The sequence below is a fragment of the Helicobacter cynogastricus genome, assembly GCF_900197855.1.
Lineage (GTDB): Bacteria > Campylobacterota > Campylobacteria > Campylobacterales > Helicobacteraceae > Helicobacter > Helicobacter cynogastricus.
Genome location: NZ_FZMQ01000005.1, coordinates 204,934 through 219,996, shown reverse-complemented (window position 1 = coordinate 219,996; position 15,063 = coordinate 204,934). Strand labels below are relative to the sequence as shown.

The 15,063-nt window shown below is 43.1% G+C and carries 21 protein-coding genes and 1 pseudogene; 18 read left to right on the top strand and 4 right to left on the bottom strand.

Annotated features, from left to right (window positions below; translation table 11 throughout):
• The first annotated feature begins 55 nt into the window (after positions 1-55).
• The 3 genes from ggt to coaE are packed head-to-tail and all read left to right on the top strand — an operon-like array spanning position 56 to position 3,047.
• Positions 56-1,738, top strand: a complete 1,683-nt coding sequence (gene ggt, locus C6H00_RS02415) for a gamma-glutamyltransferase (protein WP_104749446.1) — start codon at positions 56-58, stop codon at positions 1,736-1,738.
• On the top strand, positions 1,738-2,457 hold the full coding sequence (locus C6H00_RS02410) for a spermine/spermidine synthase domain-containing protein (RefSeq protein WP_104749445.1): 720 nt from the start codon (positions 1,738-1,740) through the stop codon (positions 2,455-2,457). The genes ggt and C6H00_RS02410 overlap by 1 nt, the downstream gene beginning before the upstream one ends.
• The gene (gene coaE / locus C6H00_RS02405) at positions 2,454-3,047 is read left to right on the top strand and encodes a dephospho-CoA kinase (protein ID WP_104749444.1); all 594 of its coding nucleotides are present in this window, start codon (positions 2,454-2,456) and stop codon (positions 3,045-3,047) included. Before C6H00_RS02410 ends, coaE begins: the two co-directional genes overlap by 4 nt.
• Positions 3,048-3,087: 40 nt before the next feature.
• Here coaE and C6H00_RS02400 read toward each other — a convergent pair whose 3' ends face one another.
• Both C6H00_RS02400 and C6H00_RS08505 read right to left on the bottom strand, forming a co-directional pair.
• Positions 3,088-3,354: an SEL1-like repeat protein gene (locus C6H00_RS02400; RefSeq protein ID WP_104749443.1), complete on the bottom strand. Its 267-nt coding sequence runs from the start codon at positions 3,352-3,354 to the stop codon at positions 3,088-3,090.
• Positions 3,327-3,542: a hypothetical protein gene (locus tag C6H00_RS08505; RefSeq protein ID WP_233704373.1), complete on the bottom strand. Its 216-nt coding sequence runs from the start codon at positions 3,540-3,542 to the stop codon at positions 3,327-3,329. The genes C6H00_RS02400 and C6H00_RS08505 overlap by 28 nt, the downstream gene beginning before the upstream one ends.
• 139 nt (positions 3,543-3,681) lie before the next feature.
• Between C6H00_RS08505 and C6H00_RS02395 the strand changes: the two are divergent.
• The 3 genes and pseudogenes from C6H00_RS02395 (at position 3,682) to C6H00_RS08725 (ending at position 5,006) form a co-directional block, all read left to right on the top strand.
• Positions 3,682-4,448, top strand: a pseudogene (locus C6H00_RS02395) (DNA-methyltransferase).
• Positions 4,438-4,761: an HNH endonuclease gene (locus C6H00_RS08730; RefSeq protein ID WP_233704372.1), complete on the top strand. Its 324-nt coding sequence runs from the start codon at positions 4,438-4,440 to the stop codon at positions 4,759-4,761. Before C6H00_RS02395 ends, C6H00_RS08730 begins: the two are co-directional and overlap by 11 nt.
• Entirely contained in the window at positions 4,725-5,006 is a 282-nt protein-coding gene (locus tag C6H00_RS08725; protein WP_233704371.1) for an HNH endonuclease, read from the top strand. Before C6H00_RS08730 ends, C6H00_RS08725 begins: the two co-directional genes overlap by 37 nt.
• A 169-nt stretch (positions 5,007-5,175) precedes the next feature.
• Here the strand turns inward: C6H00_RS08725 and C6H00_RS02385 are convergent, their stop codons facing one another.
• A complete protein-coding gene (locus tag C6H00_RS02385; RefSeq protein ID WP_233704370.1) occupies positions 5,176-5,757 on the bottom strand; it encodes a hypothetical protein in 582 nt (193 codons plus the stop codon).
• A gap of 221 nt (positions 5,758-5,978) precedes the next feature.
• Here C6H00_RS02385 and C6H00_RS02380 point away from each other — a divergent pair, with 221 nt between their 5' ends.
• The 12 genes from C6H00_RS02380 (at position 5,979) to mnmE (ending at position 13,374) form a co-directional block, all read left to right on the top strand.
• Complete coding sequence (locus C6H00_RS02380; RefSeq protein ID WP_104749441.1) at positions 5,979-6,485, top strand: peptidylprolyl isomerase; 507 nt, start codon at positions 5,979-5,981, stop codon at positions 6,483-6,485.
• Between the two features lie 11 nt (positions 6,486-6,496).
• Positions 6,497-6,739 carry a carbon storage regulator gene (locus C6H00_RS02375; protein ID WP_104749440.1) on the top strand — a complete coding sequence of 81 codons (243 nt, stop codon included), beginning with the start codon at positions 6,497-6,499 and terminating at the stop codon, positions 6,737-6,739.
• A complete protein-coding gene (locus C6H00_RS02370) occupies positions 6,736-7,521 on the top strand; it encodes a 4-(cytidine 5'-diphospho)-2-C-methyl-D-erythritol kinase (RefSeq protein WP_104749439.1) in 786 nt (261 codons plus the stop codon). Before C6H00_RS02375 ends, C6H00_RS02370 begins: the two co-directional genes overlap by 4 nt.
• Positions 7,518-7,970 carry an SsrA-binding protein gene (gene smpB / locus C6H00_RS02365; RefSeq protein ID WP_104749438.1) on the top strand — a complete coding sequence of 151 codons (453 nt, stop codon included), beginning with the start codon at positions 7,518-7,520 and terminating at the stop codon, positions 7,968-7,970. Before C6H00_RS02370 ends, smpB begins: the two co-directional genes overlap by 4 nt.
• A gap of 8 nt (positions 7,971-7,978) precedes the next feature.
• The gene (gene exbB / locus C6H00_RS02360) at positions 7,979-8,434 is read left to right on the top strand and encodes a TonB-system energizer ExbB (RefSeq protein ID WP_104749437.1); all 456 of its coding nucleotides are present in this window, start codon (positions 7,979-7,981) and stop codon (positions 8,432-8,434) included.
• Between the two features lie 13 nt (positions 8,435-8,447).
• Complete coding sequence (locus tag C6H00_RS02355; protein ID WP_104749436.1) at positions 8,448-8,846, top strand: ExbD/TolR family protein; 399 nt, start codon at positions 8,448-8,450, stop codon at positions 8,844-8,846.
• 64 nt (positions 8,847-8,910) lie between these two features.
• Positions 8,911-9,045: a 50S ribosomal protein L34 gene (gene rpmH, locus C6H00_RS02350; protein ID WP_104749435.1), complete on the top strand. Its 135-nt coding sequence runs from the start codon at positions 8,911-8,913 to the stop codon at positions 9,043-9,045.
• A complete protein-coding gene (rnpA, locus tag C6H00_RS02345) occupies positions 9,045-9,413 on the top strand; it encodes a ribonuclease P protein component (protein ID WP_199769150.1) in 369 nt (122 codons plus the stop codon). Before rpmH ends, rnpA begins: the two co-directional genes overlap by 1 nt.
• Positions 9,334-9,732, top strand: coding sequence for a membrane protein insertion efficiency factor YidD (gene yidD / locus C6H00_RS02340; protein ID WP_324728314.1), 399 nt, complete (start codon positions 9,334-9,336; stop codon positions 9,730-9,732). The genes rnpA and yidD overlap by 80 nt, the downstream gene beginning before the upstream one ends.
• Positions 9,719-11,380, top strand: coding sequence for a membrane protein insertase YidC (gene yidC, locus C6H00_RS02335; RefSeq protein WP_104749433.1), 1,662 nt, complete (start codon positions 9,719-9,721; stop codon positions 11,378-11,380). The genes yidD and yidC overlap by 14 nt, the downstream gene beginning before the upstream one ends.
• A complete protein-coding gene (locus C6H00_RS02330; protein ID WP_104749432.1) occupies positions 11,358-12,026 on the top strand; it encodes a Jag N-terminal domain-containing protein in 669 nt (222 codons plus the stop codon). Before yidC ends, C6H00_RS02330 begins: the two co-directional genes overlap by 23 nt.
• Positions 12,001-13,374 carry a tRNA uridine-5-carboxymethylaminomethyl(34) synthesis GTPase MnmE gene (mnmE, locus tag C6H00_RS02325; protein ID WP_104749431.1) on the top strand — a complete coding sequence of 458 codons (1,374 nt, stop codon included), beginning with the start codon at positions 12,001-12,003 and terminating at the stop codon, positions 13,372-13,374. The genes C6H00_RS02330 and mnmE overlap by 26 nt, the downstream gene beginning before the upstream one ends.
• Here mnmE and C6H00_RS02320 read toward each other — a convergent pair whose 3' ends face one another.
• Positions 13,375-15,045, bottom strand: coding sequence for a hypothetical protein (locus C6H00_RS02320; protein ID WP_104749430.1), 1,671 nt, complete (start codon positions 15,043-15,045; stop codon positions 13,375-13,377).
• Positions 15,046-15,063: the final 18 nt, after the last annotated feature.

Here is a 15,063-nt window from a genome sequence, read left to right as displayed (position 1 = left end):
TGGCTGTAAGTCTAGCTGTGATAAGATGTTTTTAAGACACATTAGGAGTTGACACATGGTAAAAGCATGGCGTATAGCGGTGGTGCTGTGGGCGAGCTTAGGGATTGCTGGCAGTATTGTTGCAGCGAGTTTGCCCCCAATTAAAGGCAGAGCACTGGCTCTTTCTAGCCACCCTTTAGCAGATAAGGTTGGGCAAAAGATTTTAAATGAGGGAGGAAATGCGATCGATGCAGCAGTAGCGATGGGCTATGCTTTAGCGGTGGTGCATCCGGCTGCAGGCAACTTAGGGGGCGGGGGCTTTGCAGTGATTCATTTGGCCAATGGGGAAAATGTCACTTTAGATTTTAGAGAAAAAGCTCCTCTTTTGGCAACCAAAAACATGTACTTAGACAAACATGGCAAGGTAATCCCCAAACTAAGCACGGACGGCTATCTAGCTGCTGGTGTGCCCGGCACCGTAGCAGGATTGGAGGCCATGCTTAAAAAATACGGCACAAAAAGGCGCGCTGTATTGATTCAACCTGCCATCGATCTAGCCCAAAAAGGTTTCAGACTCACCCAGCGACAAGGCGAGACAATGTTAGAAGCTAAACCCCGCTTTGCCAAATATGCTAGCAGTCGTAAATATTTCCTCAAAAAAGGTTTAGTCGCTTATAGCGCGGGGGATCTCTTGGTGCAAAGAGATTTGGCTAAAACTCTCACTTTGATTAAAAATGGGGGAGCACAAGCTTTCTATAAGGGTCCTATCGCCGATCTAATTGCAAGAGATATGGCTAAAAATGGGGGAATTATCACTAAAAAAGATTTGGCTACCTATCAAGTTGTATGGCGCAAACCCATTGAGGGGAGCTATCGAGGTTATAAAATTATTTCTATGGCCCCTCCTAGTTCAGGCGGAACGCACATCATAGAAATACTGAACACGATGGAAAACGCTAACATTCATGATTTGGGTTTTGGGTCTAGTCAGACTATCCATGTTATGGCAGAGGCAATGCGCCAAGCCTATGCCGATCGCTCAGTGTTTATGGGCGATCCAGACTTTATTGATGTGCCTACGGCTAAACTTACCGACAAGGATTATGCAAAGAAGATCTACGAGGGTATTCCAAAAAATAAGGCATTAGATAGTGCAAAGATCAATCCCGGCTTAGGGGAATTGCATGAAGGCCAAAATACGACCCATTATTCTGTGGCCGATAAGTGGGGCAATGCGGTGAGTATTACCTACACCATCAACGGCTCTTACGGGAGTGCAGCCGCTATTAATGGTGCAGGGTTTTTGCTCAATAATGAAATGGATGATTTCTCCATTAAACCCGGTGTGCCCAACCTTTATGGACTTGTGGGTGGAGATGCTAACGCTATTGAGCCGGGCAAACGCCCTTTAAGCTCCATGTCGCCTGCTATAGTGCTCAAGCAAAATAAAGTCTATATGGTTGTAGGGAGTCCTGGGGGGGCGCGCATCATCACCACCGTGCTACAAGTAATTAGCAATGTGATCGATCATGGCATGAACATCTCTCAAGCGGTAAGCGCGCCACGTTTCCACATGCAATGGTTGCCCGATGAGATTCGCACCGAACCCTTTGGCATGGTTAAGGATGTACAGGAAAATTTAGAAAAAATGGGCTATAAAATTGTCGTCAAGCCTGTCATGGGAGATGTGAACGCGATTGTTGTGGATCAAAAAAGCCACATGATGTATGGGGCACAAGACCCGCGCAAAGAGTTTTAATGGCACACCAATTAGAGATTGTCGGCACAGATTGTGCGCAAGTTGGGATCGTGCGCAATAGCACACAGGAGTGGATGTTTTTCCAGAATTACCCCTTTATCCAAAGCGAGTTGTTAGCGCATGTAAGCGCGTGCGTGCACCCCAATCCTAAACGCGCGCTCATCACTGGGGGATTTGACACCCAAATCGCTTACGAGTTGCTCAAACACGAAGACATGCATGTGGATTTTGTGCAAGAAGATCGCACCATGTTAGAGAATTTGCACGCTTTTTTGCCCCAGTTCCAAGAAACCAAAGCCCATGCGCGCTTTAAGCTCTATGATAAAATCTTGGACTTAGACTTACAACTCTATGACATTATCATCTTATTGAGCACGCCCACGGCTCATCAAGTAGATGGTTTGCAACGCATGCTCGCCCCTAAGGGTTTTATGATCTTTACTGCTCCTAGTCCGCTTTTAGAGCAAGAGGCATTCAAAGACACCCTAAAAAACCTACAAGCCTACGCGCAAATTCTTATGCCCTTTAACACCCCCTACGCCCCTACGCCCCAAATTTATCTCTTTATTTCCAAGTATTATCACCCCTTAGCAGATATGTTATTGCAAAAAATTGATATGCTCGATGGCTTGCGTTACTATAATGCTGAGATTCACCAAGCCGCTTTTGCCCAGCCCCAGTGGCTTAAGGGCGCGTGCGCGCGTCTGCTTAAAAATTGAATTTAAAACACGCCTTTGTGCTTACCGGGGGGATTGGCACGGGCAAGAGCACGGCAGCTAGCCTTTTGAGTCTACATGGTTATAGCGTGCTGGATGCCGATAAGATCGCCCATGAACTCTTTGAAGAATACAACGCCCAAATCGCCCAGCTCTTCCCTGAGGTGGCGACTAAGCACACCATCACGCGCCAAGCCTTAGCCCCGCTCATCTTTGCCAACAAGAGCGCGCGCGCCCGGTTAGAAGCCCTCCTTCACCCCAAAGTACGCGCTAGAATGCTAGAGCAAGCCCAACAACTAGAAACCCACCATCAACCCTATTTTTTAGATATTCCGCTTTTCTTTGAAATTGAGGGGATTAAGACTTACGGGATTTCTCAAGTGGTGTTGATCTATGCCTCTAGAGAATTGCAGATTACCCGCCTACAAGCGCGCAACCAACTCAGCTTAGAGCAAATAGAGCAACGCCTCAATACCCAAATGGATATAGAAATTAAAAAATCCCTAAGCTCCTTTGTGCTGGACAATTCCAAAGACTTAAAACATTTGCAAGCAGAGGTGGAGAGGTTGCTAGCTCAGATCAAGGAGGGTTAATACTCATATTCAGTAGGTCCCATGTCTAGAGATTTAGGGTCTACCCCACCACGAATATCAAAGCACCCGTCGTGTTCATCGGGCATATGATTGTAGATTTTTGCAGGAAAGTTAGTACTCTTATGGCAGAGCTTTCCGTAGTAATCTGCCTTTTCTCATCTTGGGACACGCCTAAACCCTGATCATACATGCGCGCCATGTCCGCATACCCGCCCCCATAGCCACCCTTCCCAATCTTTTCATACAGCTTGAGGGCTTTATGATAATCCTGTTCAACTCCTATCCCATTTTCATAAAGATATGCCAAGTCTCATTGTACCCGCAAAATTTGCCCTTTTTGATGGCTTTTTGAAAAGCCAAAAGGGCTTTTTTGTCGTCTTCTTTTTTATCCTCATCGGGAGATACAAGATTCCAAGCCTCATCATAACTTGGATCATAAAACAAGGCATCTCGTCCATTCAGACAAAACAACCCGGCCACAAGCCATATCCACAACGCATTTTTAGACTAAACAAACCTTGCATTAACAACCCTTTTGGCTAGAAAGTAGCGCATCTCTTTAAACTTCTACTGAATAGAGATGCGCGCAAATGTGTTAGAATGTCGAGCTCACTATGATCACAATAGGTAATCTATGAAACAAGATATTTTTTTTACCCATAATCAAAGCTGCCTTTATCAAGCCAGTGCACTTAATTCAGCTCTCTTGCCCCAAGAGTGTCTAGATTGCATCATCACCTCCCCCCTTATAATGTGGGCATTGCCTATAACGCCAGTCAAGACGCTCAAAGCTACCAAGAATATTTAGACTTTAGCGCGTGTTGGCTAGAAAATGTTTATCAATGGGCCAAAACAAGCGGGCGTTTGTGCCTGAATATCCCCTTAGATAAGAATAAGGGCGGGGCGCAGAGTGTGGGGGCGGATTTGATCACTTTGGCTAAAAAAGTGGGTTGGTCTTATCATAGCAGCATTGTGTGGAATGAGGGCAATATCTCTAGGCGCACGGCGTGGGGAAGTTGGCTAAGCGCGTCTGCTCCCTATGTGATCGCCCCTGTGGAGCTCATTGTCATTTTGTATAAACAAGTGTGGAAAAAGCCCTTTAAGGGCGTGAGCGATATTAGCAAGGAGGAATTTATGGCATGGACTAATGGACTTTGGAGCTTTAATGGAGAATCTAAAAAACGCATTGGACACCCTGCACCCTTTCCTAGGGAATTGCCTCGGCGCTGTATCAAACTCTTTAGCTTTGTGGGGGACACCATTTGCGATCCCTTTAGTGGGAGCGGCACAACTATGATCGAAGCGCACTTAAACCAACGCGCCTTTATAGGGATTGAATTAGACCCTACCTATTGCGCCCTCTCTTATGAACGCTTTTTAAAGGTCCTCAATGAGCATTAGCCAACAAGATTTGATTATGGAGTTTTTCAAGGCTCATCCTCACAGAAACATCGCACACCCGGAGGTGGTCGATTGGGTGGTAAAAGAATACAAAGAGCGCACAGGCAAGGTATTTAGAGACCCCGATCGGGGCATTAGAAAACTCCACCAACAGGGACACTTAATCAAGGTTGGCAAGGGGGTGTATCGCTATGATCCTAATTTCACCTTACACCCAAATTTGGAAGATTTTAGCCCCGCGCTCAAAAAACAGATTTTAGAGAGGGACGGGTATAAATGCGTGTCTGTGGGGCAGGGCAAAAGGAAGGCGTAGAGTTGCATGTGGATCATATTAAGCCTAAAGATTTGGGCGGACAAGCCAGCTTAGAAAATGGGCAAACTCTGTGTGCACGGCACAATTTCTTAAAGAAAAACTTTAATCAGACTGAAACAGGCAAAAAGATGTTTATGCGCTTATTAGAGAGTGCGCGCAAGAATAAAGAACATGACCTAGTGGCCTTCCTAGAAGAGGTCTTAAGTGTTTATGAAAAGCACGGCATTAATGGGCATGTGGAGTGAAAAGACTCTCCAAAAATTTAAGCAGAGAGTGTTTTTGATTACCCTGCTAAGCTTAAAAAATCTTGACGCATTTGTGCTTCTGCAGTTTGTGCTAGCCACTGATCTATAAAACGCATAACTACCACCTAGTCATGTATGTTAAATGCCCAAAAACGCTCATGCGTTGATTTTAAAAAAGTTTGCGCTCTCTAAGAATATGTAGAAAACTTAACACCACCTCTTTTTTGATAATCCATGTATTGCGCCTATTAGCACTTATTAGGCCCGCGAAAGTACCATTAGCTCCAAAAAGAGGACGACCATCAGGTATTTTGAGATTTTTAAGTGAGGCAGATAAGGCCTGTATTTTAAAGGCATTTTGTGGATTGACCTGAGGGTAGTATAGCGGGAATGTGGGAGAAGTTTTTTGTTCCAAGAGATTCTGTGCGTACTTTTTATAAATGCGTGCGTGGTAGTAGCTCTCAGGCCTAGTTTGGCAGTCATCATTGGTAAATTCATAGGTGGAGAGCAAAGAGAGGCCTCTGTTGCGATCAATGGCCTTAACACGCAAGCGGGCTATGCAGATAAGCATGGGTGCGCTGTCATCTTGCATCTTGGCCATGATAGTTTGAGCGTACATGCCTCGGTCGAAAATTAGAGTTGAAGCGGTGAGATAATGTCCATTTTGAAGCAAGAGGGCATAACCCTGTTTGTAGTGCCCATCGTCAAAATAAGCTGTCAGAAATACGCTACTATAAATCCACTGAGGCATGGCACTCAGATGGCGAGGAGGAGGATTCTTTTTTTTAAAAGAGTGCGTAGAGGGGGGGATTGACCTATGAATAAGGGAGGTATTCAGTCCCTCAGCATACAGGTCCAAGACAAAGAGAGACATCAAAACATAGAGCCATAGCATTTATAAAACCCATATGATTTAAATTAAGCTCAAATCGGTAAAATGCCCTGATTATTTAGTAATGAAGGCATACAACAATGAAACCGCTTAAAACTTATGAGATCGACCCTCAAGTGCTCGCAACTTATCAATACGCAACCATTTTTACCAACAAAGGCAAGATTAAAGTTCGTCTGTTTGGCACAGATGCGCCCCAAGCAGTAACCAATTTTGCTACTTTAGCCCAAGAAGGGTTTTATAATGGTTTGAAGTTCCATAGGGTTATTGCTGGGTTTGTAGCTCAGGGGGGATGTCCTCTTGGTACGGGCACAGGTGGGCCGGGGTATTGTATCAAATGTGAAGTACAAAACAATCCCCATAAACACAAAAGGGGAGCTTTAAGCATGGCACATGCAGGTAGAGACACTGGCGGAAGTCAATTTTTTTTATGTTTTGCGCCCCAGCCTCATTTAGATGGCGAACACACGGTCTTTGGACAAATTGAAGATACAGATAGCCTCAAGGTCTTAGATTCTCTGAAACAGGACGATGTGATGGAAACAATTCAGATCACAAATGAGAAGACTCAGAACACAAACGACTAGGATTTAATGCGGTGTTGATTTTAGCTAGAAAGCTTGGAGAGGGGGTTGTTATTGGCGAGGATATTTACCTTAAGGTGATTTCCATTGACAAGGGGAGCGTCAAATTGGGGTTTCAAGCTCCGCTTCACACCCCCATCTTGCGCTCTGAGCTTAAAGAAGCCATCGCCATAGAAAATAAAAGAGCCTCTGAAAGCGTAGATGACTCAGTTTTAGAAGGCATCGGAAAGTCCATTCGATTGGGCAAATTGCCGTGAAAGAGTTTGAGTTTGAGGTTTTTCCTAAGGTTAATATTTTCTTGAAAATTGGTGGCCATGAAAATGGTTATCACACTCTTGTATCTAGGCTCGTGTTGCTAAAAGATAGCGTAAAAGACTGGATAGCAGTAAAACCCTCTTCTTGTTTTTCGCTTAAAGGCAATTTTAACTGCCCACTCCTACAAAACACTATCTACAAAATGTTGCAAGTCCTCAAAAGCTATCTAAACTCCGATTTGAGCTCTCGTCTAGAGCACCTAAACATTGAGGTGCAAAAAAATATTCCTGTGGGGGCAGGGCTTGGAGGTGGAAGTGGTGATGCCGGGGTGCTTTTAAGAGAGCTCAACACGCGTTTGGAATTAGGCTTAAGCTTAGAGCAGTGTTACCACATTGGCGCGCAGGTGGGGAGCGATGTGAATTTTTTTATCTCGGGCTTTTCAAGCGCAAATGTCTACCACTTTGGAGAGGTGGTAGAGTTTTTTGAGGAAAGTCCCCTCTCAATAGAAATTTGCACGCCCCTCAATACCGCTTGCGAAACTGCAAAGGTGTATCAGGCATTTGATTCTCTTCCTTTACCTACAGAAAAAGGGAAGTTATGGTGTTCTATGCGCAGTGTCAATCTCTTGAAAAGCTTTACACAATCCATACTCAATGATCTTTACCGCCCCGCTACAACTCTTTATCCCACTCTTAAAGAGTTTGAAGCAGGTTTAGACCCTCAGTTTAAATGGTTTTTTAGTGGCAGCGGGAGTAGCTTTTTTAGACTCAAGGAAGAGGCGTGAGAGAAATTGCGCGCAACAAAAAAGCTTTCTTTGATTATGAAATCTTGGAAACTTTAGAAGCCGGTATTGTTTTGATGGGCTCTGAAGTCAAGGCTATCCGCGCCGGTAGAGTGAATCTCAAGGATAACTTTGTTAGGATCATGCGAGGCGAAGCCTTTTTGTTTGGCATGCATGTCGCGCACCTTAAAACGGCTAATGTTTATTATAAGCCTGATGAAACACGGGTACGCAAGTTGCTCTTACATAAAAAACAACTTGCTAAGTGGTTTGCTCAAGTAGGTCAGCAACGCTTGAGCATTGTTGCTTTAAAACTCTATTTTAACCAAAGAAATAGAGCTAAACTCCAAATAGCCTTAGTGAAGGGTAAGAAACTCCATGATAAGAGAGAAAGCATGAAAAAGAAAGTTTTAGATAGAGAGGCTGGTATGGCCTTAAAAAAATATTCTTAAGGGATTGCATGAAAGAAATGGTAGATTACGGGATTTTAGGGTTTTTGGCATTTTTGTCAGTAATTGTAATTGCGATAGGTATTGAGCGGGTGTGGTTTTATGCTACCGTGCGCGTAGATGATTACAATGATAAGCGCAAATTAGAATTGGATTTGCATCGCCGTCTTACTTTGGTTGCAACCATTGGTTCTAATGCGCCCTATATCGGTCTTTTGGGCACGGTGACAGGAATTATGATCACCTTTATTGAGCTGGGTTCTACAGGTTCTGTAGACACTAAGGCGATCATGGTGGGACTTGCTCTAGCACTCAAGGCTACAGGTATGGGTTTGATTGTAGCGATCCCTTCTGTAGTGATCTATAACATGTTAGTGCGTAAGAGCGAGATCATCGCCACTAAATGGGATATTTATCATAACCCCGTTGGAGAAACCGGCGTTTACAACCGCTTAGATGTCGATTGATTAGGAAGGTTTGATGAAAAAAATAGACTCGATGAATGTCGTGCCTTTTATTGATATTATGCTAGTGCTCTTGGTCATTGTTCTCACCACAGCATCCTTTGTCTCGACCTCTAAACTTCCCATTAATATTCCCAAAGTGGATCAAAGCTCAGACAAATCTCAAGATGTTCTGAATAAAAAACAGGTGAATATCGCTATCTCCCACAAAGGCGAATTCTATTTAGATAAAAAGAAAATCAGCTTTGAAGCCCTTAAGCAGGCCGTACGCAAGTACTCCAAAGACACCCCCATTGTTCTACAGGGCGACAAAAATAGTAATTTAGATAGTTTTGTCAAAGTTGTCGATCTCTTGCAGACCAACAAACTTAATGAACTTTATATTTTAGTGGAAGACAAAAATCAAAATCCCTAGTACACTTTAGATAGTTTTTAGCCGACATGGGCTAAAATGCGCACTTTGACTAAAAAGGATGACAATGAAACGCACTTACCAGCCACATAACACTCCGCGCAAACGCACGCATGGATTTCTAGTCCGCATGAGGACCAAAAACGGACGCAAAGTAATCAAAGCCAGAAGAGCAAAGGGCCGTAAAAAACTCGCCGTTTAATGGTGTTATCCCTAAAAACCAATCGTCAGTTTAATTATGTCTATAAAAAGGGTGTCAAAAAGCACCAAGGGCTTTTCATGCTCTATACGCTCCCTCTAAATCCTACGCATAGACATTTTTTAGGAATACAAGACTCTGTACTGGGTTTGAGTGTGTCTAAGAAAGTGGGGAATGCCGTACAAAGGAATTTGATAAAAAGGCGGGTGCGCGCAGTTTTCCAGCATCTGCCCCTTAAATCTCCCCAAGCGATCGTGTTTGTAGCTAAGGCGGGTTTGCACCAACTCCCTTATGCGCTATTGCAAGATCGCATTCAGCAATGTCTGCTTTCAAATTCCTCTCAAAGAGTTAAAAAAGCCCATGATTTCTAAAGTTTTTTGTGCTATTTTGAAATTTTATCAATGGGTCTCTCCTTACAAGGGCAGATGCTGTCGATTTTATCCTAGTTGCTCTACTTACGCCCTTTGGCTTTTGCCCCATGAATCGCCTAGCAAGGCTCTCTTTAAAATTTTAATGCGCATATTCTCTTGCCATCCTTATCACAGGGGTGGCATCGATTACCCTATGGGTACAAGACCTCTGACCCCAATTTTTAGCCCTCCAATTGTACCGCTGTATTATTTGATTCCTATTAGTCCAACCAGCTTTATACCCTACTATATCTTGAAGGTTCATAGTGAAAGACAATAACCTCCGCCTTATCCTAGCGATCGCCCTTTCTTTCCTTTTTGTTACTATTTACAGCTATTTTCAAACACCCCAAAAAACGCAAACATCTCCCTCTCAAAACGCTACTCAAGCCTCTTCTGCTCCCAGTTTAGCCCAAAACACTCTTTCTACACCCCAAGCTCCGCTGGACAACACGCCCATTATTACGCATATCTATTCTCCAGCTATGGAAATTGAAATCGATGCCTTAGGACGCATCGCGCAGGTTTACCTTAAAGATAAAAAATTCACCACTCATAAAGATGAAGGCTTTATCGATCATGTCAAACGCCTTATAGGAATGAATCATAAACCCCTAAAACCCCTAGATAAACTTCCTCTCTTAGGTGAGGGTGCTCTAAAACCTCTTGAGCTCCGTTTTGTAGATAGTGCCCTTAATCAAGAAGCTTTTCACACTCCCTATAAAACTTCACTTAGCGACCTTAAACTCACAAAGGACACGCAAACTCTAACTCTCACTCAAGAGCTCTCAAAGGTAGTTGTAAAAAAAATATTAACTTTTCATACCAATTTAAGCTATGATCTCAAAGTAGAAATTTCTTCTAAAGCCCCCGTGAACACTGCTTATATTCTCTCCAATGGGAGTCGCCCAGTAGCCGATGCAGATGGGTATGCTTTTCATGGAGTGCTGTTAGGCACGCAAGAAAAAAAGCTAGAAAAGATCGAAGATGGAGACATCAAAGAAGCCAAATCCTTTAAAGACATTGCCTTCATTGCTAGCGTGGATCGCTATTATACTTCCTTGTTTTTCTCAACCACCCCTCTTGCAAGCATTATAGATAGCCAAGCTGGCACAAAAAATCCTCTCCCTTTTGTTTCTTTCAAGGGCAATGCTGACCTGCACGGCTATATTGGCCCCAAAGATCATCGCATGTTAGAGGAAATCTCTCCCATGCTTACCGATGTGATTGAATATGGAATCATCACTTTTTTTGCCAAGCCCGTGTTTTTACTTTTGGATTATCTGCATCGTTATACGCATAATTGGGGCTGGGCAATCATTTTATTAACTTTAATTGTGCGCATTATCCTCTATCCCTTGAGCTACAAGGGCATGGTAAGCATGCAAAAGATTAAAGACCTTGCTCCCAAAATGAAAGAATTACAAGAGAAATACAAAAACGATCCGCAAAAACTCCAAATGCATATGATGCAACTTTACAAAAAACATGGAGCTAACCCTTTGGGTGGGTGTTTACCCTTACTCTTGCAAATCCCGGTCTTTTTTGCTATTTATCGCGTGCTCTATAACGCTGTAGAGCTTAAGAGTGCAGGCTGGGCATTATGGATTCACGATCTCTCTTTGATGGATCCTTATTTTATTTTGCCCATTCTTATGGGTATTTCAATGTATGCCCAACAAGCTTTGACACCCAGCACTATCACAGATCCTACTCAAGCCAAAATTTTTAAAATGTTACCTCTCTTTTTCACCCTATTTTTAATCACTTTTCCAGCTGGACTGGTGTTGTACTGGACTATCAATAATCTCTTCTCGATCCTGCAGCAATGGGGTATTAACCAAATGCTGGATCGTAAAAAGGTGCAGGAAATCCAAGCACACAAATCTGGCCATAAGGCTTTAGATGATCACCATCAGCGCTCCTAGTTTGGAAAAGGCATTACTCAAGGCTTCTATAGAATTAGCTTGTTCGATCGCCGATCTTGAATATGATATTATTCAAATTCCTAGCAAAGGCTTTCTAGGCTTTGGTAAAAAAGAAGCCATTTTGCAAGTGCGTCTCAAGCAAAAAAATCCTCCTCCTCCCCCTCCTCCCAAAGAAGCCTCCCCCTCTAAGATTCCAGAGATTCAGGCCGAGCTCACTGCTCTACTCTCCCATATCCCTTATCAAATCGATTCAATCAAAGTAGAGCTTTACAACGCCCAAACTCTATTAATTGAGATTGATGGGCAAGATTGCGCCTTGCTCATTGGTGAAAAGGGGTATCGTTACAACGCTTTGTCCTACCTGCTTTTTAACTGGATTCACCCAAAATACGGCTACAATATCCGCTTAGAAGTAGCTAATTTTCTCAAAGAACAAGAAGAAATGATTGAAAATTATCTCCAAAGCGTGATCATGATGGTTCATGAAGTAGGCAAAGCCAAAACCAAACCTTTAGATGGCATTTTGTTACATATTGCTCTAAAGCGTTTACGAGAGACTTTTCCCAATAAATATGTCAGTTGCCAGAATAAGACAGGTAGCCAATGTTATATCGTTGTGAATGACTTCTACAAGCCACAGCCCTAACACGATTGTTGCGATTGCCACTTCACCCGGGCGCGCAGCGATTGCCATTATTAAAATCAGCGGTCCAGATAGTCTTGCAGTTTTGTGTACCCTCACTCATAGGCATAATTTTCATCCTAGAAGAGCTACTTTGGTGTGTGTTTATGATCAGCAGGGTGATCTTTTAGATCAGAGTTTAGCTCTTTATTTTAAAGCTCCACACAGCTACACGGGTGAGGATGTGGTAGAAATCCAATGCCACGGGGGAGTGATGGTGGCCAAGCTAATTTTACAAGCTTGTTTACAAGCTGGGGCGCACTTAGCACAGGGGGGCGAATTTAGCAGGCGGGCTTTCTTAAATGGACGGATGGATTTTTCACAAATTCAAGCCTTAGGCGCTCTCTTAGAAGCCAATAACGCGCGCATGGTAAAAGCGATGGCCAAGCAACTTAGAGGGTCTTTAAAGGATTTTGTGCATACCACGCGTCAAAGCTTGCTAGAGTTATTAGCTAGTAGCGAAGTGCTCATTGATTACGCTGAAGAAGATCTCCCCCTCAACCTGCATACGGGGATGCAAACCAAATTAAAAGCCATTTTGCAAGATTTACAAGGTATTTTGGAAGTTTCTAAAAATACCAAGCTAGAGGGCTATTTAATCAGTCTTGTGGGTAAGCCAAATGTGGGCAAAAGTTCTTTGCTCAACGCCCTTTTGCTCAAAGATCGCGCATTGGTCAGCCCAATAGCTGGCACGACTAGAGACACCATTGAAGAGAGTTTAGAATTAGAAGGGCTGTCCCTGCGCCTTATTGATACAGCAGGTATCCGCACTTCTCAAGATTCCCTAGAAAAGCTAGGCATAGCCAAAAGTGTGCAAAGTTTGCAGGAAAGTGATATTATCTTAGCCCTTTTTGATCTCTCTAAATCCCTAGAGGACACAGATGCACAAATCATCGATCTCCTTTTAAAATATCCCAAACCTCTTATTTTGATCTTTAATAAAAGTGATTGCCCCCAAAAATTAGATGTAAACGCCATTTTAACGCCCTTACAAAACCGCTTCAACGCCACTTTAACTTTGAGCACCACCAACCCCACACATTGTCTCCAATCTTTACGCCAAGCCTTAAAACCGCTTTTAGAAGATAATCCGCATGACACCCTCATCTGTGCCTCACTCACACAGCAACAAAGTCTACAAGCCACTATTGCACACTTGCAAGGAGCATCTTCAACATTAGGCGATTTAGAATTAGAGCTTTTTTCCTACCATCTACAAGACGCGCTCAAGTCCCTAGCTACAATCACCCAACCTTACAATGTTGAAGACATGCTAGATTCGATGTTTACACAATTTTGTCTAGGCAAATGATCAAAACACCCAGCCATAATTAAAGAAAATATTAAAATGGCGCACACCATCATAAAGAGTCATGCTCCCGATGAGTTTTTGGGTATCAATAGCAAAATGTAGGGGTTTTTGAACTAAAGGGAGAGAGACTCCAAGACTATATTTAGAGTGCTTATAGCGGTAATTAAGACCCGCCACAGCGTCTACATTCCATGCAGGTTTATAAATGCGATCGAGGATATAAGAATCCCAAAAACCTCGCATTCCTACAAACATGCCAACTGCACTCTGAAAGACTTTTTTAGAAATCCTCGTGTGTTTGCCTTTTTTGGTGCGCACGCGGGCGTAGTTTGTTTTATAAGTCGTTTTAAAATCCACTAACGCATCAATCCCCACCCCCACCCCCACTTGCGAAATTTGTTTGATATAGCCCAAGCGTTTGGAAAAATTGTATTTGATCACGCCATAATAGGCCAAACCAATAACATTATTAAAATATTTCTGATAGCCACTTTTGAGATTAAAACCCACCATCGCGTCCGTGCTCACACCCTCAGAGGGTAGAGAATGGGAGAGGGCTTGTATAAAGCTGGAATTGTAAATAGGGTTGGGCACTTGGGCGATTTGGGTGTAATTAATGGGGAGCTTGTTAGCCTCTCCTAATTGCTTCCATGCCTTGATCCCCAATTCAACTAAACCCTCTCCATTTCTACCATAGGTCATATTACCCTCATGCCCATAACCCTTTGTGTGCCCAAATTCGTGTAAAATCACCTCCATAGGCCACTGCCAACCGGTTTTGTAATTTGTCCAGGTGTTTACAGATTGAGAATTGATTAAGTAGGGTTGCACTCCCAGCAAACCCGGTCCCCCTAATCCCTCGATTCTCTCTTCACCGGCCACAGAACTCAAGATTCCCAGCGCGATATTTGCACTAGATCGGTAGACTTCTAACACTTTTTGAGGGGGAATAATTCCAACAGGTTGTCCATCTTTATTAACATCATTATAAAAATGAAAAGGTGCTTTTAAAACATTGTTTTCAAAGGCTGTTGAGCTAAGCAAATACGCAAGATTAAGCATAATATCGGTGAGCTCTTTGGCTTGCTTGGGGGTTGGAGTAAGCCATTTGGAATCGGGAGCTTTGAGAAAGCTTAAATTCAGATCTACGCTGATTTGACCTAGGGCGTTTAAAACATTTTGAGTAGTGGAATCAGAAGCATTGGTAGATTGAACACTAAAACTAGAATTGAGGGGTGCATTGGCTAAGGCGGGCAAAATATCCGAATTAACCCAAGTTTGCGTGAATTTGGGTAGGGTAGTTATAGTCCCTACTTTAATTTCCCGCCCCTGTGGGGTTTTCATATAGATAGCTACATTATTCAAAGTATAGGGCAGGAAGTTTTGAATCTTTAATCCTTGAGGACTTAGGGTGATTTTCACTGGAGCTGTAGTACTAAAGCGTATCGTGGGATTAGTAATATCTTGATTTGTAAAAAGAGCCGAAGCGTTTAACATAAACTCCTTAGGGCATATCACAGAAAAACCACAAGAAGGCTTTTGATGGAGATTTTCCACACTATCTAGCATACCCGTCATAAATCCCCCTTCTAGGAAAAATCCATCCTTAGGATGTGCGCTACATTGTGCAACACACCCAAAAAGTGCCATAGCGCAAAAAAACCCACGCATAACAAGTCTCCTAGAAAA